The 20,451-nt window shown below is 70.4% G+C and carries 19 protein-coding genes; 8 read left to right on the plus strand and 11 right to left on the minus strand.

Annotation, left to right across the window (positions count from 1 at the left end; genetic code table 11):
* Window positions 1-79: 79 nt before the first annotated feature.
* Both E6R60_RS14370 and E6R60_RS14375 read right to left on the minus strand, forming a co-directional pair.
* The gene (locus tag E6R60_RS14370; protein ID WP_136326936.1) at window positions 80-769 is read right to left on the minus strand and encodes a response regulator transcription factor; all 690 of its coding nucleotides are present in this window, start codon (window positions 767-769) and stop codon (window positions 80-82) included.
* Complete coding sequence (locus tag E6R60_RS14375; protein WP_136326937.1) at window positions 766-2,064, minus strand: histidine kinase; 1,299 nt, start codon at window positions 2,062-2,064, stop codon at window positions 766-768. The genes E6R60_RS14370 and E6R60_RS14375 overlap by 4 nt, the downstream gene beginning before the upstream one ends.
* A gap of 221 nt (window positions 2,065-2,285) precedes the next feature.
* Between E6R60_RS14375 and E6R60_RS14380 the strand changes: the two genes are divergently transcribed.
* Together E6R60_RS14380 and E6R60_RS14385 are read left to right on the plus strand one after the other, a co-directional pair.
* Window positions 2,286-2,978 carry an ABC transporter ATP-binding protein gene (locus E6R60_RS14380; RefSeq protein ID WP_136326938.1) on the plus strand — a complete coding sequence of 231 codons (693 nt, stop codon included), beginning with the start codon at window positions 2,286-2,288 and terminating at the stop codon, window positions 2,976-2,978.
* Window positions 2,975-5,425 carry an ABC transporter permease gene (locus E6R60_RS14385; protein WP_136326939.1) on the plus strand — a complete coding sequence of 817 codons (2,451 nt, stop codon included), beginning with the start codon at window positions 2,975-2,977 and terminating at the stop codon, window positions 5,423-5,425. The genes E6R60_RS14380 and E6R60_RS14385 overlap by 4 nt, the downstream gene beginning before the upstream one ends.
* A gap of 736 nt (window positions 5,426-6,161) precedes the next feature.
* Here E6R60_RS14385 and E6R60_RS14395 read toward each other — a convergent pair.
* The gene (locus tag E6R60_RS14395) at window positions 6,162-7,049 is read right to left on the minus strand and encodes an NAD-dependent protein deacetylase (protein ID WP_136326940.1); all 888 of its coding nucleotides are present in this window, start codon (window positions 7,047-7,049) and stop codon (window positions 6,162-6,164) included.
* A gap of 275 nt (window positions 7,050-7,324) precedes the next feature.
* Here E6R60_RS14395 and E6R60_RS14400 point away from each other — a divergent pair, with 275 nt between their 5' ends.
* From E6R60_RS14400 to E6R60_RS14415, 4 genes are all read left to right on the plus strand, one after another.
* Entirely contained in the window at window positions 7,325-7,705 is a 381-nt protein-coding gene (locus E6R60_RS14400; RefSeq protein WP_136326941.1) for a VOC family protein, read from the plus strand.
* 92 nt (window positions 7,706-7,797) lie between these two features.
* On the plus strand, window positions 7,798-8,232 hold the full coding sequence (locus E6R60_RS14405; RefSeq protein ID WP_136326942.1) for an SRPBCC family protein: 435 nt from the start codon (window positions 7,798-7,800) through the stop codon (window positions 8,230-8,232).
* A gap of 389 nt (window positions 8,233-8,621) precedes the next feature.
* Window positions 8,622-9,992 (plus strand): DEAD/DEAH box helicase, encoded by a 1,371-nt coding sequence (locus E6R60_RS14410; protein ID WP_136326943.1) that lies wholly within the window; start codon window positions 8,622-8,624, stop codon window positions 9,990-9,992.
* A 253-nt stretch (window positions 9,993-10,245) separates the two neighbouring features.
* Entirely contained in the window at window positions 10,246-10,416 is a 171-nt protein-coding gene (locus tag E6R60_RS14415; protein WP_136326944.1) for a hydrophobic protein, read from the plus strand.
* 210 nt (window positions 10,417-10,626) lie between these two features.
* Here the strand turns inward: E6R60_RS14415 and E6R60_RS14420 are convergent, their stop codons facing one another.
* The 3 genes from E6R60_RS14420 to E6R60_RS14430 all read right to left on the minus strand — a co-directional run bounded on the left by E6R60_RS14420 (window position 10,627) and on the right by E6R60_RS14430 (window position 13,588).
* A complete protein-coding gene (locus tag E6R60_RS14420; RefSeq protein WP_136326945.1) occupies window positions 10,627-11,265 on the minus strand; it encodes a hypothetical protein in 639 nt (212 codons plus the stop codon).
* A 272-nt stretch (window positions 11,266-11,537) separates the two neighbouring features.
* Window positions 11,538-12,791, minus strand: coding sequence for a SpoIIE family protein phosphatase (locus E6R60_RS14425; protein WP_136326946.1), 1,254 nt, complete (start codon window positions 12,789-12,791; stop codon window positions 11,538-11,540).
* On the minus strand, window positions 12,788-13,588 hold the full coding sequence (locus E6R60_RS14430; RefSeq protein ID WP_136326947.1) for an alpha/beta hydrolase: 801 nt from the start codon (window positions 13,586-13,588) through the stop codon (window positions 12,788-12,790). The genes E6R60_RS14425 and E6R60_RS14430 overlap by 4 nt, the downstream gene beginning before the upstream one ends.
* Window positions 13,589-14,638: 1,050 nt before the next feature.
* Between E6R60_RS14430 and E6R60_RS14435 the strand changes: the two genes are divergently transcribed.
* On the plus strand, window positions 14,639-14,974 hold the full coding sequence (locus tag E6R60_RS14435; protein ID WP_136326948.1) for a MerR family transcriptional regulator: 336 nt from the start codon (window positions 14,639-14,641) through the stop codon (window positions 14,972-14,974).
* Between the two features lie 222 nt (window positions 14,975-15,196).
* On the opposite strand, the gene E6R60_RS14440 is transcribed toward E6R60_RS14435, so the two are convergent.
* Together E6R60_RS14440 and E6R60_RS14445 are read right to left on the minus strand one after the other, a co-directional pair.
* Window positions 15,197-15,631: a DUF2267 domain-containing protein gene (locus tag E6R60_RS14440; protein ID WP_240802549.1), complete on the minus strand. Its 435-nt coding sequence runs from the start codon at window positions 15,629-15,631 to the stop codon at window positions 15,197-15,199.
* Between the two features lie 387 nt (window positions 15,632-16,018).
* Window positions 16,019-16,453 carry an Hsp20/alpha crystallin family protein gene (locus E6R60_RS14445; RefSeq protein ID WP_136326950.1) on the minus strand — a complete coding sequence of 145 codons (435 nt, stop codon included), beginning with the start codon at window positions 16,451-16,453 and terminating at the stop codon, window positions 16,019-16,021.
* 152 nt (window positions 16,454-16,605) lie between these two features.
* Here E6R60_RS14445 and E6R60_RS14450 point away from each other — a divergent pair, with 152 nt between their 5' ends.
* Window positions 16,606-17,256: a type III effector protein gene (locus tag E6R60_RS14450; RefSeq protein ID WP_136326951.1), complete on the plus strand. Its 651-nt coding sequence runs from the start codon at window positions 16,606-16,608 to the stop codon at window positions 17,254-17,256.
* A 117-nt stretch (window positions 17,257-17,373) separates the two neighbouring features.
* Here the strand turns inward: E6R60_RS14450 and E6R60_RS14455 are convergent, their stop codons facing one another.
* From E6R60_RS14455 to E6R60_RS14465, 3 genes are all read right to left on the minus strand, one after another.
* A complete protein-coding gene (locus E6R60_RS14455; RefSeq protein WP_136326952.1) occupies window positions 17,374-18,660 on the minus strand; it encodes a PP2C family protein-serine/threonine phosphatase in 1,287 nt (428 codons plus the stop codon).
* Window positions 18,661-18,850: 190 nt separating this feature from the next.
* On the minus strand, window positions 18,851-19,717 hold the full coding sequence (locus E6R60_RS14460) for an oxygenase MpaB family protein (RefSeq protein WP_136326953.1): 867 nt from the start codon (window positions 19,715-19,717) through the stop codon (window positions 18,851-18,853).
* A gap of 120 nt (window positions 19,718-19,837) precedes the next feature.
* Window positions 19,838-20,440 carry a DNA starvation/stationary phase protection protein gene (locus E6R60_RS14465; protein WP_136326954.1) on the minus strand — a complete coding sequence of 201 codons (603 nt, stop codon included), beginning with the start codon at window positions 20,438-20,440 and terminating at the stop codon, window positions 19,838-19,840.
* Between the last annotated feature and the right edge of the window lie 11 nt (window positions 20,441-20,451).

Below are 20,451 nucleotides of genomic sequence, written 5' to 3' on the forward strand. Positions count from 1 at the left end.
CCTCGGGCAGTGGGCCCGCGGCGGGGCCCGGGAGGGGCGCGAGCTGATCGGCTACGACCACTGACCTTGCATCGATCATCTACGAGGCGCCCCCGCCTGGGGCGATCAGCCCCGTCTCGTAGGCGAAGACGACGGCCTGGACGCGGTCGCGCAGGTCCAGCTTCGACAGGATGCGGCCGACGTGGCTCTTGACCGTGGTCGGGCTGAGGAACAGCCGGGAGGCGAGTTCGGCATTACTGAGGCCCGTCGCGAGGAGGCGGAGCACCTCGAGCTCGCGTGGGGTCAGGCCGGACAGATCGCGGTGCGGGGCGATGGTCTGCGGTTCGTCGTGAGGGGCGAAGCGCTCGATCAACCGACGAGTGATCGTGGGCGCGAGGAGAGCGTCGCCGGTCTGCACCAGATGCAAGGCGGAGACCAGATGTTCGGGGGTGACGTCCTTGAGCAGGAAGCCGCTGGCGCCGGCTGTGAGCGCGGCGTAGACGTAGTGGTCAAGGTCGTATGTGGTGAGGATGATGACCCGCGTTCCGGCCGGGCCGGCGTTGCCGATGATGCGCCTGGTGGCCTCGATGCCGTCCATCTGCGGCATCCGGATGTCCATGAGGACGACGTCGGGTTGCGTACGGCGCACCGCTGCGACAGCCTCGGCCCCGTCGGCGGCCTCGGCCGTCACTTCGATGCCGTCCGCGGCCAGGATCATTTTGAAGCCGGTGCGTACGAGGGCTTGGTCGTCGGCGATGACGGCACGCAGCGGTGGCTGGACCTTGTTCATACGGTGCTCCGCGGGATGCGGGCGGTGACCCGGTAGCCGCCCGCGTGGGTGAGTCCGGCCGTCAGCTCGCCCTTGTAGACGGCCAACCGTTCGCGCAGCCCCATGTGGCCCCGGCCATTGTTCTGCGTCGGCGAGGCATCCTTGGTGCCGCCGGTGTCCGTGATCTCGATCTCCAGATAGGCGTCCGTGTAGCCGATGGCGACGGACGCCTGCGCGCCGCGCGCATGTTTGATCGTGTTGGTCAGTGCCTCCTGCACGACGCGGTATGCCGCGAGGTCCAGACCCGGGGGAAGCGGATCCGGCGGGAGCGACACCGCGACACTCACGGGCGTACCGGCGGCGCGCACTCGTGCGGCGAGCGCCTCGAGTTGTGCGAGCCCGGGCTGGGGCTCCAGGCCGTTGGGCCTCTCGTGGTCCGGGGCGGCCAGCAGGCCCATCACGTGACGGAGTTCGGCCATGGCGGCCCGACCGCCCGCCTCGACGGCCAGGAGTGCCTCCTTTGACTGCTCGGGCGCCATGTCCATTACTTTGCGGGCCGCGCCGGCCTGGATCACCATCACGCTCACATTGTGGGTGACGACGTCGTGCAGTTCGGCGGCGATGCGGGCACGCTCCTCCTCGACGGCGCGGCGCGTGGCCTCCTCCTGAGCGGCCCGCAGTTCTGTCATCCGGTCCCGGCTGGACGCCAGCCGAAGTTGCAGAAGGCGGACGAGGCTGGCCAGCATCCCGGCCACCAGGAGCACGAAGCCCGGGCTGGACCATCCGGGGAGCACGGGGTCCGCGTTGCGGAACGCGAAACCGGACAGCGCGGCGGCGATCACGAGGACGGCGATCGCCGTTATCCGGAAACGGCTGTATACGACGGCGCTGTAGGCGCCGATGACACAGGCCAGGACAGTGATCCAGGAGGCGGAGCTGCCGATGGCCAGTGCTGCGCCCAGCACTACCAAGAACAAGGTCAGCGGATACCGGCGCCGGGCTGCCAGCGGCAGCGTCGACAGGACGACCAGGGCCCAAGGCACCGAGGAGGGTTCTTCCTCCACGGGCAACTGACCAGGGTCGGGCGGCGAGGGTGGGGCCGGGACCCCGGTCCCCACGTCGATCGCAGGGGGGCTGCTGTTCACCGGCCCGTCGCCGGGATAGCGCACCGCCACGACCAGGGCGATGACGGTCAGTACGAACGCCAGCACCACATCGGCGCGCACCGCTCGCCGGGACAGCGGAGCGGCCTTCGCCTCCGGGCGTAGCGCGTCGATGAGTTGCCGATGCCGGCTAGGTCGGTCGTCCGTCTCCATCTGTGCATTGTGCTGCGCTCGCCGCCCGGCCCGCGTCCACCTGTCCGGCCGAGGCATTGCCCTATAGGCCTCCTACTCAGGGATGACCCCACGGCTGAATCCTCCGCAGGAAGGACCTGATGTTGGTTCCGCGGCCGACGCGCCCCGTACGCGGCCCCCCCTAGGTTCGCAGGACCGGCAACGGCATGTGCCTCTCGCGACCGCAAGAACGGACAACTCATATGCATCAAGTGATCGAACTGGAGGGTGCGGCGAAGCGCTACGACAGCGCGGGTGCGCCTGCGCTCGGACCGCTCACCCTCAGCGTCACCAGGGGTGAGGCCCTTGCCGTGACAGGCCCTTCGGGCAGCGGCAAGTCCACGCTGCTGAACCTCGTCGCCGGCCTGGACAAGCCGACCGACGGCGCCGTGATCGTTGCCGGCCAACGGATCGACCAGTTGAGCGAGCACGCCCTGGCCAAGTTCCGTCGCGAGCACATCGGCATGGCCTTCCAGTTCTTCAATCTCCTCGACGACCTCACCGTCACCGACAACATCCAACTCCCGGCCCAGCTGACCGGGAGCAGCCGACGCGCGGCCGCGGCCCGCGCGGGTGAGCTCATGGAGATGCTGGGCATCCAGAAACACGCCCGCGCCTACCCTGGCCGACTGTCCGGAGGTGAACGCCAGCGAGTCGGTGTCGCCAGGGCGTTGGTCAACCGGCCCGCGCTGCTCCTCGCCGACGAGCCCACCGGTGCCCTCGACACCGCCTCGGGCCACGCCGTCCGCAACCTGCTCCTTGATCTGCACCGCGCAGGACAGACGATCGTCCTGGTGACGCACGACCTGTCCCTCGCGGAGGCGTGCGCGAGCCGCACGATCCACCTGAGCGACGGCCACCTCGCCCGCGACACGTACGCACAGGCCGTCCGGTGAGCCTGTTCGGTACCGGCGCGCTGGGCCGGATCGTACGCTCCGGCGTCGGCAGGCGGCGGGTGCGGACCGTGGGGATCGCCGTGGCCACGATGATGGCCGTGGCATCGGCCGTGGTCGCAGGATCGCTGATGGTCGCCGCGGCCGCCCCCTTCGACACGGCCTTCAAGAAGCAGCGGGGCGCGCACATCATCGCGCAGTTCGATCCGGGCAAGGCGAGTGCGGCGGAGCTGGCGAAGACCAGGAAGCTGCCTGGCGTCGCCGCGAGCGCGGGACCGTACCCGTCCACGTCGGTCCGTCCGGTGGACCGGTCGGGCTTCCAACTGCCGACGCTGACTCTGGTCGGGCGGTCCGGCCCTGACGGCGCCGTGGACCGGGTCGATCTGAAGTCGGGCCGGTGGACGCAGAAGTCGGGCGAGATCGTGCTCGACGCGTCGTTCGAGGGGCCCGCCCTCGGGATCGGCACCCCCATGAGGACGTCGGACGCCAAGGATGCTCCGACCCTTTCGATCGTCGGCTTCGCCGTCTCCGCCAGCAGGACCGCCGATGCCTGGGCGGCCCCCGCGCAGGTCGATGTGCTGGCCTCGAAGGGCTACCCGGTCGCGAGTCAGATGCTCTACCGCTTCGACTCCGCGAGCACGAAGCAGCAGATCCTCGCCGACCGGAAGGAGCTCGCCGACTCCGTCGGTCCCGCGACGCTCCTTGGGACCCAGTCCTGGCTGGACACCAAGCGCGCCGCCGATCAGGGTGCGGCGGCGACCGTTCCGTTCGTCATGGCTTTCGGCGCGCTCGGCATCGTGATGTCGGTGATCATCGTCAGCAGTGTGATCAGTGGCGCGGTCGGCACCAGCCTGCGCAGGATCGGTATCCTCAAGGCCATCGGCTTCACCCCGCGCGAGGTCGTACGCGCCTACGTGGCCCAGGCGCTGATCCCGGCCATCGTCGGCATCAGCCTGGGTGTCGCCCTGGGCAATCTCTTGGCAGTGCCACTGCTGTCCGACACCGAGCCGGTGTACGGCGGAGTCTCGCTCTCGGTGGCCTGGTGGGTGGATGTCGCCGTGCCGGCCGCCGCCCTGGTCGTCGTGGGGCTCGCGGCGCTGATTCCCGCGCTGCGGGCTGGAAGGCTGCGGACGGTCGAGGCCATCGCGGTCGGCCGGGCGCCGCGCACGGGGCGCGGTCGGTGGGCGCACCGGGTGACGGGGATGCTGCCGCTGCCGCGGCCGGTGACCTACGGTCTCGCCGCCCCCTTCACGCATCCGGTACGTACCCTCGCGATGCTGCTCGTGGTGGCCTTCGGCACGGCCGCGGCGACGTTCGCGGTGGGGCTGACCTCGTCCCTGAACGCGATCGGCACCTCGCAGGACCCCGAGAACCGCGCCGCGGTCACGGTCACGACGACCAAGGCGATCGAAGTCGCTCCCCCGCCGCCTCCTCCTGTGGGGGGCGACGCGGGAGATCCGCCTCCCCCCGGCGGCAGCGAGTCCGGCCCCCCTCCCGTGGAGAACAGTGCGGCGAGCACGTCCAACAAGCCCAAGGTCGCCGACCCGGAGAAGGTGCGGTCCGCCGTCACGTCGCAGCCGGGGATGGACTCGTACTACGGCAAGGCCCAGATCGAGGTCGCCGTGGCTGGGGTCTCCGGCTCGGTTCAGGCCAGCCTCTACGAGGGCGACTCGCGCTCCGGCGGCTACGAGATGCTCTCCGGGCACTGGATCACCGGTAAGGGGCAGATCGTGGTGCCCTCGCGCTTCCTGGAGAGGACCAGCACCAAGATCGGTGACACGGTGCGGGTGACCTACGAGAAGGAGACTGCGAACCTGCGGATCGTGGGCGAGTCCTTCGACACCTCGGGCAGGCGGCTGAAGGTCCACGCGGACATGGCCGACTTCAAGTCGGCCGAGCCCCGTACCTTCCTCGTCGAAACGAAGTCCGGCGTCTCCGCCGACGAGTACGCCCAGAAGGTCGCCGCGGTCGTACAGCCGCTGGGCGGCGACGCCACGACCAGCACCGAAGAGGGGCAGGACGGCGTCATCCTCGTCATGGCCGCAATGGCGGCGGTGCTCACCCTCATGCTGATCACCGTGGCCGGCCTCGGCGTACTCAACTCCGTGGTTCTTGACACCAGGGAACGCATCCACGACTTGGGCGTCTGCAAGGCGATCGGCATGACGCCGCGGCAGACCATGGGTCTCGTGCTCGCCTCGGTGGCCGTGATCGGCGTGATCGGCGGGCTGATCGGCGTGCCGGCGGGGTACGCGCTGCACAGCGTCGTCATGCCGGTGATGGGGAGTGCCGTGGGCACCAGCCTGCCGTCGCTTGTCCTCGAGGTGTACGGGCCTTTCCGACTGCTCCTGCTGGGGCTCGGCGGCGTCGTGATCGCGATGCTGGGCGCACTGATCCCGGCCGGCTGGGCCGCCAAGGCACGTACGGCCACGGCACTGCGCACCGAGTAGCGCCCTGCGGAGCGCGAGCCGCTGGGACAGACCGCCAGCTCCGCGGGGTGGTCGGGCTCCCGTGCAAGCACAGATGCCGATGCTCCGTCCAGGCCTGTTTCTTGAGAGGTACTCGGGAGGCCCGGGTGGGGGCCGGCAGCGGAAAGCGGTGCGGGGCACCGGCGGCGAGACGATGGGGGCAGCAGCTTCCGACCCGGTCTCGCCGCCGCACATCCGGCTCCTGCCCATCCGCAGAGTCCCCCGAAACGCGGTAGGGCCACCTCACCGACGCACGGCTACCCGGCATCCGTGAAACGCCGCACTGCGACTCACTCATCCTCCTGCCTCCGCATACGCCGCAGCACAGGTCTGGCCCTCGGCTGGCGGCGCCGCCTCATCTGCCGATACCGGAGTCGATAGCGGCGTCAGGCCCCATAGCCAGTCCAGCTACTCAGCGCCGAGCCGAGGTAGGGGGACAACGCTCCTGGCACCGTCCGGGTCTGCCCTTCGTCGGGGATCGGCGCCGGGAACTCGCGGCTGAGCGTGCTCAGCTCGCTGCGGAGGATCGACCACCGCCTGCTGTGCCGGGGTCGCGGCTGACAGGTAGCGATCGCCCTCGACCCGAGGCGAGTGGTTAGGCCGCGCGGGCCAGCCTGCCTTGCCGCGTCACCAGCCACACACGCTCGGCCAGCTCGGCCGGGGCATGCCCGCGCAGCAAGGCGCTGTGCTGCAGCCACTGCTCCAGCAGCCGCGACGCCTAGCCGTCGACCGCGATGCCCAGTTCCACGGCCAGGGTGGTGAGGGCCGCCCCCAGCGGCAGCGCGACGCGGGCGACGGCGTGCCGGTCGCCCCGGGTCGGGTCCCGGTTCACGATCAGGACGGGCTTCCCGGCCTCAGCCGCGTAGCGGACGAACCGGAGGCCGGACATCACTGTCAGCGAGGAGCCCAGGACCAGCAGCGAGGCGGCGTCACGGACCAGTTCGCGGCAGTGCTCGACCCGCTCCGCGGGCACCGCTTCGCCGAAGAACACCACGTCTGGCTTGAGGATGCCGCCGCAGACCGTGCAGGGAACCACGTGGAAGTCCCCGACCTGCTCGTCGGTGAGATCGGCGTCACCGTCCGGATTGATCGCGGCAGCCACCGGATCGAAACCGCTGTTGGCCTCCTCCAGCCGCCGGGCGAGCTCGCGGCGCGAGATGAAGGTGCCGCAGGAAAGGCAGACCACTCGTTCGAGGCTTCCGTGGAGTTCCACCACGTCCCTGCTGCCCGCGGCCTGGTGCAGACCGTCGACGTTCTGGGTGATCACACCCGAGAGCAGTCCATGCCGCTCGAACGCGGTCACCGCCCGGTGTCCGGCGTTGGGGCGGGAACGCCCGAAGGTTCGCCAGCCGAGATGGCTGCGCGCCCAGTACCTGCGACGGGCCTGGGCGCTGGCAGTGAAGTCCTGATAGGTCATCGGTGTGTGCCGGCTCAGGCTCCCGCCCTCGCTCCGGTAGTCAGGGATCCCCGTCTCGGTGGAAATACCCGCCCCGCTGAGCACCAGCACACCGCCGGTGCTCAGCGCATCGGCGACCGGCTCCAGATCAGTGATGGCGGGGGGCAGATCTTCGGTGGGAGACCAGCTCAGGGTGGGGCGCATGCGCATGCCTCCAGAGTACGGAACGGGCCGGCCGTCACCCGTGAGCCCCGTGGCCCGCTCTCGTGGGTACGAGGAAGCCGGACGGGGGGGGAGGGAGTCACGGCGGAGCCGGGGTGACCCACGACAACGCGGCAGATGCGCGTGCCGGACCGCGCGAGCCCGGCTTGATCCCATGAGAGGCCCTGGTCCCGGGCGCCCCGCACTCCCGGGTGTGCTGCCCCTGCGCGGGGGTAGGCGACACGACGTCCGGAGCCCGGAGGCAGTGAAAAGGGAGGATGGCCATGGCGGTACCGAAGTCGAGTGTGCTGGTGCTGGACTGCGCGGAGCCGGAGGAACTGGCCGACTTCTATGCCGCGCTGCTCAATGCGGAGGTCCGCGTCGGCCCCCAGCCCGAGACCCTCGAGGTAGTGGGGCAGGCAGGGGTGCGTCTCGCGATCCGGAAGGACCACGGGTTCGCGCCGCCGAGTTGGCCGAGGCCCGATGACTCCCAGCAGGCTCACCTGCTGCTTCTGGTGGCGCGCGAGGATATGGACGAGGCGGAGCGCGAGGCGGTCGGTCTCGGCGCGCGTCCTCTGGACACGAAGAACAACGGGGGCGTGCGAGACGCCCGCCTCTACTCCGATCCAGCCGGTCACCCCTTCACGCTGGCCACATCCGGCTGATTCGCCGAGAGGCGTGTTCGTTCCGCTGTGCGGCGCGGACGGTGCGTTCCGTCGCTTGATCAATAACACCGCGAACCTACGAAGGAGTCCTTATGTCCTCCTCGATCGTCGAGACCGTAGATATGAAGGCCCCGGTCGCCGTCAGCTGGGCCCTGTGGAGCGATGTGACGCAGTGGCCCAAGTTCCTGAGCCATGTCCAGCGCGTCGATCCGTTGGACGAGCGCCGGTTTGCCTGGAAGCTCGCCCTGCCTGGGGTCGACAAGAGCTTCGTCGCTGAACTCACCGAGGTCGTGGCGGAGGACCGGATCGCCTGGAAGACGACGGAGGGCGTCCACCATGCCGGTGTGGTCACGTTCCATCGGCTGGACGACGAGTCGAGCCGGTTGACCCTGCAGATCGAGTACGACCCCCAGGGATTCGTGGAGCACTTGGGAGCCCTGACCAATCTCGACTCGGTTCTTGCCAATTACGACCTCGGCGAGTTCCAGAGGCTGGCGGAGCGGACGGCTGCGGGCGGCGTGTTCTGAACGTCTTCGGCGTGCCCTGATCGCCTTTCAAGCAGACGGAGCGCTGAGCCAGGGGCCGCGCTCGACGACGCGGAAGGACGCGGATGCCGGGGCACGGCGGGGCAGGTGGACGGGTAGAGGCCGGTGTGTTCGTCGGCTCCTGCCGGCCTGGCCTCCTGCCGCTCGCCGGGCTCAGCGGCAACACCGGTCTGTCGTCGCCGGCCGCCGGGACAGGCTCGCCCCGGGCACCCGCGTCAAGCAGCCGGTGACCTTGGCCGGGGGCCGACCGGTCCGGACTGTGCCGGGGCGGCCACTGGTAAACTGGGGGACACGCTTCGAAACCGTTGGGGCCCGTACCGAGGGGTACGGGCCCCGGCGCGTTCCGGGCGCCAGGCCGAGGAAGGTTCCCCATGAACGCCAAGCAGTCCGCCCCGAAGGGCGAACTCACCCCGCAGCAGACGGCTGCCTCCGGCCTGCTCCCGGTCGAGTCCTTCGAGGCGCTGGGGCTGCCGTCGAGTCTGACGGCGACGATGACCCGCCTCGGCGTGACGGAGCCCTTCCCGATCCAGGCGGCGACGCTGCCCCACGCGCTGGCCGGCCGTGACGTCCTCGGCCGCGCGCGGACCGGCTCCGGCAAGACGCTCGCCTTCGGGCTCGCGCTGCTGGCGAGGACGGCAGGGGTGCGAGCGGAGCCGAAGAGGCCGCGCGCGCTGGTCCTGGTGCCGACCCGGGAGCTCGCCCAGCAGGTCAGCGACGCGCTCGCCCCGTATGCGCAGACGCTCGACGTGAGGCTGGCGACGGTGGTGGGCGGGCTTGCCATCAACCGGCAGGCGGCGCTGCTGCGGGCCGGCGCCGACGTGGTCGTCGCCACGCCCGGGCGGCTGGCCGACCTGGTATCGCGGCGGTTCTGTGATCTGGAGCAGGTACGGATCACCGTGCTCGACGAGGCGGACCAGATGTGCGACCTGGGGTTCCTGCCGCAGGTCTCGGAGATCCTGGACCAGGTGCGTCCCGACGGGCAGCGGCTGCTGTTCTCGGCCACGCTCGACCGCAACGTCGACCAGCTGGTGCGGAACTACCTGCACGACCCCGCAGTGGCCTCGCTCGACCGTGTGGCGGGCTCGGTCACCACGATGGAACACCACGTACTGAACGTCCACCCCGCCGACAAGTACGCCACCGCGACGGAAATCGCGGCGCGGGACGGCCGGGTCCTGATGTTCCTGGACACCAGGGCCGGCGTGGACCAGTTCACCCGGCACCTGAGGGCCAGCGGTGTGCGGGCTGCCGCCCTGCACAGCGGGAAGTCGCAGCCGCAGCGCACACACACGCTCGCCCAGTTCAAGGAGGGCGAGATCACCGTGCTGGTGGCCACCAATGTCGCGGCCCGAGGAATTCACATCGAGGCCCTCGACCTCGTCGTGAACGTCGACCCGCCGGCCGACGCGAAGGACTACCTGCACCGTGGCGGTCGTACGGCCCGCGCCGGGGAGGCCGGGAACGTGGTCACCCTGGTCACGCCCAACCAGCGGCGGGACGTCAACCGGATCATGACCGACGCCCGCATCCGGCCCACCGTCACCCAGGTGCGCTCCGGCGAGGAGAAGCTGACCGCCATCACGGGGGCGAAGCGCCCGCCGATCGAAGGCAAGGGCAGCGGCAATGTGGCCTTCCGGGGCATGGGCACCCGTCCTGGCCGCCCCAAGGAGTCCCGCAAGGCCGCCGACGCCCGCAAGGCGGCGGAAGCACGCGCGGCGGCGCGGGTGCGCAAGAGCCGTTGACCCGGAGGGCTTGCGGACGTACGTGCCGCAGTGTCGCGCGGCCATGCCGCGGGACGCGGGCGCGAGGCGCTCGCTCGAGGGACCCTGCCTCCTCCGCAGCCCTTGCCTCCGCCCCGTACAAAGGGGGCTGAGGAACGGCCCACCGCCTTCCGCGGGTGGGTCACGGCGTTCGCGGACCGCTCGGAGAAACCCGCGAAGTCGGATGCATAAGAGGCGTTGACCAGGGCACTCGATGTCCTGGAGGTTGATAACTATGGTTCCCCTGCTTCTCGTTCTCCTGCTCGCCCTCGTTCTCTTCGGTGCCGGATTCGCACTGAAGGCCCTGTGGATCGTGGCAGTGATCGTGCTCGCTGTCTGGCTGCTCGGCTTCGTCATGCGTTCCGCCGGAGCGGGCGGCCGCCGTGGCCGCTGGTACCGCTGGTAGTCATCGACGACCAGTCAGCAGCGCGGGGTGGCACCGGCCAACAGGCCGGTGCCACCCCGCGCTGCTGTGCTCCGGAGCGTCGTTGCCGACGGAGGCCGGTCAGCCGCCCGCCGCGCCGGCGGCGCAGTCCCAGGTCCACGCAGAGCCGGCCCCGGCCGCCGAGCACGCCCCTATTACCGCGATCCGACGTCCTACGAGGGACCGCGCCAGTCAGGCCGTGGAGGGGGGCCGGTGAACCGGGCCCACGGCGATCTCCACGGTGGAGGTGACCCGGACCACCGAAGGGGCGCGGGGCGCCGACCCGAACCCGAAGGCGACCGGCGGGTCGACGGGGGCGAGCGCGCCGAGATGCCGCCCCCCGAGGATCGCGCTCGCCGCTCGCACTCGGTGCAGATCCCGGGCCCCGTACCATTCGCGACGGTCGGGGCCCGCGCTCCCCAGCGTGCGGACACCGGGCAGCAGGCGAGCCGGTACGTCGCAGACGGCGGCCCACGTGCGACTGCGGGCCAGGGGTGCGGGCACCGTGCGCAGCAGCAGTCCCAGAGCGGTCCGCGAACCGGTCACGACGTCCAGCACGAGCGGCCCCGCCCTGACGTACCAACGGTTCCCCTCTGACCTGACCTGCACCGGGAGCACTTCCACGCGCTCGAACGTGTAGGTGGCTGCGACGAAGTCGGCGATCCGGCGGGAGGGCGCGAGCAGACGGCGCTCTCCGTCCGGCTGCTCGATCATGACGTCGCTGAACGCCCCGAACGGGGACCGTGGCCAATGCCCCCACACGAGCCGCGTTCCCGAGGTCGTACCGAGGGCTCCGATCCATCCGTCGAAGTGCAACCGCTCCTTTGCCATGGCCGCCAGTCTGGCCTGCCGGGGCGGATCGGACCGGCATCGACGCCCGCTGCCCACCCACCAACGAGGAGACGGACTCTGCGCGCGGTCGCTCGGACGGTCCCGGGGAGCGCCGGCAGGCAGGACGCGGCCGTACGACTTCGGATGGGGTCCGTGGGTCACCGCTCCGGAACGTCCCCGTTCAGTTCGGGTTCCAGGCCTGGCCTTTCGGCCACGATGTCCTGCTCACGGCCGGAGCCGGCGTGCCCCGTGGCCGTTGCGGCTCCGAGCCGCTAGTCGCCGACGGGCGGCACACTCATCGCGAGCAGTGCGGTGTCGTCGTCGAGCCCTTCGCCGAACGAGTCCAGGAGCCCGGTGAGAGCCTTCACGGCGCCGGTTGCCGAGGCCGGTGCGAGGGCCCGGGCGAAGTCGAGAAGAGCTTCGTCGCCGAAGCGTTCGCCCGCGTTCGGCGTACGCGCTTCGGTCAGACCGTCGGTGTAGAGCAGCAGGGTGTCACCGGGACCGAGATCCACGGTGACCGTGGTGAATTGGGCGTCCTCGACCACCCCTGCCAATTGGCCGCCCGGCGTCGGCCGGTAGTCGGCACTGCCGTCCGCGCGCAACAGGACGGCCGGGGGGTGGCCGCCGCCGGCCAGGACGACGTGGAATCCCGTGCTGTTCCCGCCGGGGGCCAGCAGGCCGAAGATGACCGTGCAGAACCGGGGCTCGTCGTCCTGCGCCTGCAGGTTGAGCGCGGTGTTGAGGTTGGCCAGGACCGCAGCCGGTTCCGGATCGGAGACGGCTGCGGCGCGCAGGGTGTACCGCACCAACGACGTCACCACGGCCGCGTCGGCACCCTTGCCGCGCACGTCCCCCATGAAGAAGCCCCAGCGACCGTCGGCCAGCGGGAACAGATCGTAGAAGTCCCCGCCCACCTCGTCGGATGACGCGAAGTGGTAGTGCGCGGCGACGTCCAGGCCCGGAACCGGTTCGAGCGCCGGCGGGAGCAGGGTGCGCTGAAGGGTCGTGGCGAGGCGCTGCAACCGTTCCCGGTCGCGGTCGGCCTCCTGTCGCGCACGCAGGAGCTCCCGCTCGTAGGTGCGTCGGTCCCGGGCATCCAGGAGCGTGGTGCGGATCAGCAACGGTTCGCCGTCGCGGTCCTGCTTGACCACGGAGGTGACGAGTACGGGCAGTCGGCTTCCGTCGGCGGCCTTGAGCTCCAGCGCGATGCCGCTGATCTCCCCCTGCATGCGCAGCAGGGGCGCGAAGTGCGTTTCGTGGTAGAGCCTGCCGCCGACGGTCAGCAGGTCGGGGAACTTCTTGCGGCCCACCAGGTCCTCCCGGCGGTAGCCGAGCCATTTCAACAAGGTCCCATTGACCTTGGCGATCCGTCCGTCCATGAGTGTGGAGAGGTAGCCGCAGGGCGCGTTCTCGTACAGGTCTTCCGTACTGTCCTCCAACAGGGCCGAGAACGACAGCTGTTCCTGCTCGCGGTCCCCTGCCGCCCACAGCCCGTCGCTCTCCTCGCCGCCCGGGTGCACCGTCATGACTCCCGCAGGAAGGGGATGATCGCCCGGTTCGTCTCCTCGGGGGCGCTCAGCTGGGGGCAGTGACCCGTCGAGTCCAGAGTGACCAGGCGGCTGCCGGGGATCTGTGCGTGGACGAATGCACCCACTTCACGCGGGGCGATGGTGTCGCGCGCGCTCTCGGCGATGAGTGTCGGCACGGTCACCTTGGCCAGATCCGCCCGGTTGTCGGAGAGAAAGGTGGCTCGCGCGAAGACCCGGGCCATGTCGGGATCCGTTCGGCAGAAGCTGTTGGTGAGCTCCTCACCCAGTTCGGGGCGGTCCGGGTTGCCCATGATCACCGGTGCCATGGTCGCGGACCAGCCGAGATAGTTGCTTTCGAGCGACTCGAGCAGCTCGTCGATGTCCTGCTCGCTGAAGCCGCCGTGGTAGTCACCGTCGTCTATGTACGAGGGGGAGGGGGCGAGGAGGACCAGCTTGTCGAAGAGCCGGGGCTCCCGCACGGCGGCGAGGACACCGATCATGGCGCTGACCGAATGCCCGACGAAGGCCACGGGCCCGAGCCGCAGCTCCTGGCACATCTCGATGACATCCCGCGCATAACCGTCCAGGGTCGAATAGCGCTCGGGGTCCCAGGCGGACAGATCGGAGCGCCCCGACCCCACGTGATCGAAGAGGACCACCCGGAAGTGCTCCTCCAGTGCGGGCACCGTGAGACGCCACAGGTTCTGGTCACAGCCGAATCCGTGGGCCAGCATGACCACCGGGCCCCCGTCCCGGCCCGTAATCGCTATGTTGTTCCGTATGCGGACATCCATGGGAATATCCTGACACCCCCTGTCCGAGCCAGCCTGCTCAGCGGTGCGGACACCGCCTGTCCGAGCCGGCCCGCCAGCGGCGCGTGGCGGCTCGCCCGGCCCCCGGCCCTTGAGGGAGTCAAAGCCATCCCTCCGGGTGTCAGCGTGTTCCGCCCCCGTGTGCGGCCACGGATTCCCCGGCGTCTGGGCGTCTCGAGGAAGGCCGGGGCGGCGCCTCCGGTTCCTCCTCCCCGGTGGGCGAGCGGTCGGCCCCACCGGATCCCGATCCGCCCCGGTGCGGCTTGCCCGCCGGTGAGCTTCGGCCCCGGCGTCGGCGGGCCCGCGGCGGGTCGGTGTTCGATGCGGATTACCTCATGGTCGAACAAAGGAAAAACTATGTCGGCCGCAGTAGACATTGGATGGCCTCATGGCTAGGGTTTCTCGCGTAGCCGGACAGACCGCAAAGCCTGGCAGGGACGAACTGCCGGGAAGCAGAACGCGCGGTACAGGAGGCTGCAGTCGCAGGACGGTGCGGTGGTGGAGTTCCGAAGCCAGGGTTTCGCAGGATGGCGACGGGGCTGGCGACCGGACCGGGTGGCCCGCAGTGATGAGGGGCCGCCCTGCAGGAGTACCCAGCAGCGAAGGAAGTGAGCAGCACCTTGGTGAAGGCGTCGGCTGCGGGCGCGCGCACCAGGAGGTTCGTCAGTGGGGTTCCAAGCCGGAGCAGATGCAGGACGGGCGACGGGACTGACTGGCGAAGAGTGGCGCTGGTTCGGGCCACAAAGCAGTACGTCAGATGAGTGATCAATCCCAGAGGGAAGAAACGGAGGAGCCGGGCGCCATCAGGATCGCCCGGGCGGAACGACTGAGCCCGGGTACCGCAGGACATCGATAGTGAGGTGGTCTCCGGTCAAGCAACCGCGATCCCCGCACCCCCGACGGCCCCACGTCGCGGCACGCGGAAATAGAATGCCGGCGCACTAGTCTCCGGCAGATGGTGTAGCAGTTCCTTCGGGGCCCTGGTGCCAGATGGCACCAGGGCCCCTCCACGCGTTCCACAGAGAGGTGCAAATGACAGCAGATGATTCGTTCGGCCGTCTCGATGACGACGACTACCCCGCTTACACGATGGGCCGGGCCGCCGAGATGCTCGGCACCACCCAGGGCTTTCTCCGCGCGATCGGTGAAGCCCGCCTGATCACCCCGCTCCGCTCTGCCGGCGGCCACCGCCGCTACTCCCGCTACCAGCTGCGCATCGCCGCCCGCGCCCGGGAACTCGTCGACCAGGGCACTCCCATCGAGGCCGCCTGCCGCATCGTCATCCTCGAGGACCAGCTCGAAGAGGCACAGCGCATCAACGCCGAATACCGCGAGGGTGCCAGGCCGGTCGACACGGCGAACGCCTGATCGAAGCCCGGTCGGCCGGTTCGCCCGCCCCACCCCTCGCGTGCGCCCTCGCGTTTACGGGCCGCAGGGGAACCCGGCGAGCCGACGCCCCGACCGACGGGTGCAGGCGTGCCGACAGGGCTCCGGCGCGGTGTCGCCGGAGCCCTTGACCAGGCACGCACTGCCCTCAGCTACTGCCGTCGGCCCGCTTGTCTCCGCCCGTGTGCCTCCGTCGGGAATCGGTCACGCGGCCTGGGTGAGCTCGGCGCGGCCGAACAGCAGGGCATACCCCGGGGGGAGCTGGGCGAGGATGCGGTCCAGGAGGCCCGAGTCGGCGAGACGGGCGACGACGGTGAGTACCGCTCCGGTGTCCCAGCGCACGGTGGCCGGGGTGCCGCCGGTGCGCGTGGCCAGATCCTTGACGAAGCCCCACCCGGTGAAGGGCTGGGGGTCCGGGACCTGGCTGGTGAATTCGAGTGCCGCCTCGGTGGGGAGGCAGCCGGCGAGGTCGACACGCTCGTCGCCGGTGAGCTGACGGCCCAGGGCTGCCAGCACGGCACGCGTCACTTCCTCGGCCCGGTCCCGGGTGGGGTACGCGCCTTCGTAGCGGATCCATTCCAGCATCTGGTGAAACGTCATGCCCGGCCGGACAGCGGTCGGTTCACGCAGCGGAAGCATCGCGGAGTTGTTGCCTTTCTCGTTCGAGGGGCCTTCCGGCCCGAAGGTGGGGCGGACCGGCGCGAGCCAGGTCGGCCGGGTTGATCTGATGAGCGGGTGCACCGTGGGTTGCTCAGGAACGCGGTCACACCAAGGTACTCAGCCGTCCCGGGGGCGGCCCTCGGCCGACGGCCGGAGAAGCGGGCGTCCCTTCTCCGGGGGAGCCGGAGCAGAATGCGCGGCAGAATTCCTTGCGCGCCGCATCGGCGGTCACGCTCGGCAGGGCGCTGAGGTCCCGTGCCGCGATCTGCTCGGTGGCTCCCTCGAGCCGCGCCGCGTTGCCCGCAGGGCCGCAGGAAAGCGGCCGGGCGGCCTGCGAGGGGGTGAGCAGAGCGGCGGCCCGGGCCGTCAGCCGCTGATCTGCTTGTGGTCCGAGTTCGCGCCGATCGTGATCTTGCGGGGCTTGGCGCGCTCGGCGATCGGGATGCGCAGGGTCAGCACCCCGGCCTCGTAGTCCGCTGTGATCCGCTCGGTGTCCAGGGTGTCGGCCAGCATCAGCTGGCGGGAGAAGACGCCCAGGGGACGCTCGGAGAGCTCCATCTGCACGTCGTCCGCCTTCGTGACGGGGCGGCGTTCCGCCTTGACGGTGAGCATGTTGCGCTCGACGTCGATGTCGACGGCGTCCTTGTCGACCCCTGGCAGGTCGAAGGCGATCACATACTCCTCGCCTTCGCGGTAGGCATCCATCGGCATCGTCGAGGGCCTCGAACGGGTGCCGGACACACCGGTCAACTGCTGGGCGAGACGGTCGAGTTCGCGGAACGGGTCAGTGCGCATCAACATCGCGAAAACACCTCCACAGGTCTGGCAGGAACTGCCAATGCGCTTCGTCTGGTTCCGTTGTAACATGTCATCGGAACGATGACAATGCGGCCGTCATCGAAAGGGTGACAACGGGTTCGTCATCCCAACGGTGACGCCAGGAAGGGATCGTCATGACCGCTTCTCCCGAGCCCCGCGACCCCACCCCTTTCGCCGCCGCGGCGGCGGCGCTGGACACGATCAACGAGGCGGTCCGCACTGCCCGGGCCGCGGGAACGGGTTCGCGACCCCAGACGGGGGAGATCGGTGCCGAGCAGGCCCTGGCCGCGCTCCTCCTCCTGCGGGAGCTGCGCGACCAGCTCGCGGAATGGGAGCCCGGTCTGATCGAGGCGGCCCGTGAGGCGGGCTCGAGCTGGGCCGACCTCGCCCATCCCTTGGGAGTCGCCAGCCGCCAGGCGGCGGAGAAGCGCTACCTGCGCGTACGTCCGGGGGCCCCGGGAGCCACCGGCGAGCAACGGGTGCAGGCGACCCGCAGCCGCCGCGCCGCCGACCGCACCGTGACCGCCTGGGCCCGGACCAACGCCGCGGACCTGCGCCAGCTCGCCGGCCAGATCACGGCCCTCACCGACCTACCCGCCCGGGCGGGCACGCCCCTGGCGCGCCTCGCGGAGGCCCTCGCCGACAACGACGCCGCCAACCTCATCGGCCCGCTCGCCGACACCCACATCTACCTCAAGGTCGGCCACCCCGACTTCGCCGCCCGTGTCGACAGCATCACCAAGAGCGCCGACCAGCTGCGCCGCTCGCAGGGCGACCCCCGCTGAACCGCCCCGTGACTTCGCCGCGGACGGCGGGACAACCCACGTGGACCGGACGCTCGCGGGACGCGGCGAACCCGTCGGCAGCGGTCGCAAGGGGCATCGTCAGGTGCCGGTGAACCGCTACCGGTGCCACGCGGAGGCGATGGTGTCCGCGGTGATGGTCGGGGGCAGACCCGTCAGCGCCTTCAACTGAGCGGGCTGGTAGGGCGTCGGACCGTGCCACTCCAGAAGCATCACGGTGGCGTCGTCGTCGAGACGGCCGTCATGGTAGGCCACATGGTGCCCGATCAGTCGCCGGAGAGTCTCCGGTACCGGAAGGCCGTCGGCGTGGTGGCGGATCAGGAAGCTGGTCAGGCCCTCGAGGCCGAACTCCTGCCCCTTCTCGTTGCGTGCTTCCGTGATGCCGTCGGTGTAGAGCACCAGGCGGTCCCCGGGCTCCAACTGGTCATGGCCCAGTGCACCGTGCACGCCCAGGCCGGTCCCCAGCGGAGGCGCGGGCGGACAGGACAGATGCAGGACGGTGCGGTTGCCGCGCATGACCACCGGAGGATGATGGCCGTAGTTCGTCCAGGTCAGCATGCCCGTCCCCAGGTTCAGTTCGGCCATGATGCCCGTGGCGTAGCGACGGCCCGCGAACTGCTCGGTCAGTGCCGCGCCCACGCCCTCGGCCGTCTGCAGAAGGCCGGCGCCCTGGCAGCGCTGGACACGCGCAGCGGCCAACGCGAGATTGGCAGTCAGCCCGGCGGCGGTGTCGTGCCCCATGGCGTCGAAGACGGAGAGATGCATGATGTCCCCGGCCAGGGCGTAGTCGAAGGCGTCTCCGCTGACTTCGTACGCCGGTTCCATGACCGCACTGATCAGGAGCCGGTCGGTGGCGAAGGTCCGCGGCGGCATCAGCCGCCATTCCATCTCCGCTGCCACTCGCATCTTCCGGCGACGCACCAGTCTGGAGTAGAAGTCGCTTGTGCCGCGCTTGCTCTCCACCAAGAGGGCGACGAGGCCGGCGAGCCCGTCGAGATCGTCGTCCGCCTCGACCTGCGCGCCCGGCAGACCGACCCGGAGTACGCCCAGACGCTCGGTTCCGTCCAGCAGGGGGACCCACCACTGCCCGGTCGTGGAAGCCGAAGCGGGCGAGATCCTTCCCAGCTGGAAGGCTCGCCCGGCCACCGTGCCGTCGACGGCCAGATCGGTCGGCGCGTCCGCCGCGCCGGGGAGGGCGTCACGGTCGCCGGCGAGCAGGCACAACCGTTCCTGGCGCAGATCCGCCAGATAGATGAGCACCTGCGGCCAGCCCGCACGATCGGCGTACGACGCGACGGTGCCGGGCAATTGCTCCAGGGTCATCAGATGGCTCGCAGAGATCAGCTCGCCCAGAACACTGGCACGCGCCACTTCCCTGCCGCTCATGAACGACACCTTCTTCACCACCCGCAGGAGTGCGTCACGACCGACGATAGCCGGGTACCGCGCACCCGGCCGAGAGACTGGTGCGGAGGCGAGGGACACGGGAAGGGCGTGCCCCCGCAGGTCTCCTGGTGCCCGGAACGGATGAGCCGGCCGTCCGCGCCGCCGGACCCCGGGAACCGAGAGGCAGCCCTCAGGGGCGCGGGGGGACCATGGCCCAGCGAATCGCGGCGGTCAGGGCGCGCCCGGTCGGGGTCACGCAGGCATCGGCCACGCCGGGGAGCCGGGGCAGGTCCAGCGACGTACGGGCCCATCGGGGGAGGGTGGCGACGGAGTTCGCGGCGAGGATCGCGTAGGGAGCGCGGGCGGCCCACGGCAGCGGAGGGTGCAGCAGGATGAAACGTGCGGCCTCCCGCGCTTCCCTCGTCGGGCGGAGCTCACCCCGGTAGGCCCCGAGGCGGGCAGTGAGTTCTCTGCGATTTCGCGGAGGATCGGCGACGCCGAGTGCTTCCGCCACCCGCGCCGTGTCGGCGATGTAGCCGTCGCACCCCGCCCCGTCGAGCGGATGGACGCCGTATCGCTGATGGGCGAGCAGGAAACTCTCCACCTCGGCCACATGCACCCAGCCGAGAAGGCGGGGATCAGCGGCGCAGTAGGGCTCGCCCCGTGAAGTCGTCCCGCGTACCCGGTCGTGGACGGCCCGCACCCGGTCGACCGCCTGCTGGGCGTCGTCGGCTGTTCCGTACGTGGTGACGGCGAGGAAGGTACTGGTGCGCTGGAGCCGTCCCCATGGGTCGCCGCGGTAACCGGAATGAGCTTCCACGGCGGCCATGGCCAACGGGTGCAAGGACTGGAGCAGGAGCGCCCGCAGCCCGCCGATGAACATGGAGGCATCGCCGTGGACCGTGCGGATCGGCCGGTCCGGACCGAACCAGCGCGGACCGGGTGCTCCATGGATACGGGCGCGGTTCTCCGGCCCTGCGGGACCGGCGACCTGGGCGAAGATCGCGCTGCCCAGCCGCTCCCGCAGGCCGAAGCCGGCACGTGTGGACGAGTCCATACGGCCAGTATGCGCTTCCGCCCCCTGAGGTCAGGGGGCTGCGCCCCGATGCTGTGCGCCGGCGGCCGGGTTCGCTGCCCTACCCGCAGGCGTCAGGGCCGTGGGCCTCCCGTACTCCGCTCAGCCCTTGGACCTGCTCGTCTTCTTCGCGGTCCGCTTCGTGGCGGGTTTGCGGGCGGCCGCCGCGGCAGCCTGCTGCTCGGTCTTGGCTCCCGTCGTGGACAGGGAGCCCCCGGCGCCTTCCAGGTGGGCCCGGACGAACCACTGGAACTGCTCGAGAGAACGCAGGTGCTCGATGAGGAGGTCCTCGGTGACGGGATCGACGCCGGCGGCCTGGGACGCCGCGGACCTGTGGTCCGTGATGACGCCGGTGTAGACGAGGTCGAGGGCGCCCAGGTGTGCCAGCGCGTCCGCACGGCCGAGGCTGTAGTCGTTCCACGTCCGCTCGGCGACCAGGGCGCCGGGTGTGCCGTGGGGTTCGCCACCTAGCGCGGAAATGCGCTCGGCCGTGTCGTCCGCCATCGCCCTGACGGCGACCGTCTGCGGGTCGAGCATCTCGTGAACGGCGATGAAGTGGGGGCCCACCACATTCCAGTGGATGTGCTTGAGGGTGAGCGCCAGATCGTTGAGCGCATGAAGGCGCATGCTCAGGAGCGAAACGATCTGCTTAGCGTCCTTCGTGCTGAGACCCGGAACGGTGTAGCGAGGACTGCCGACTGCCATGGCTCTCCTTC

It is taken from the genome of Streptomyces sp. A0642, assembly GCF_004795105.1.
GTDB lineage: Bacteria > Actinomycetota > Actinomycetes > Streptomycetales > Streptomycetaceae > Streptomyces.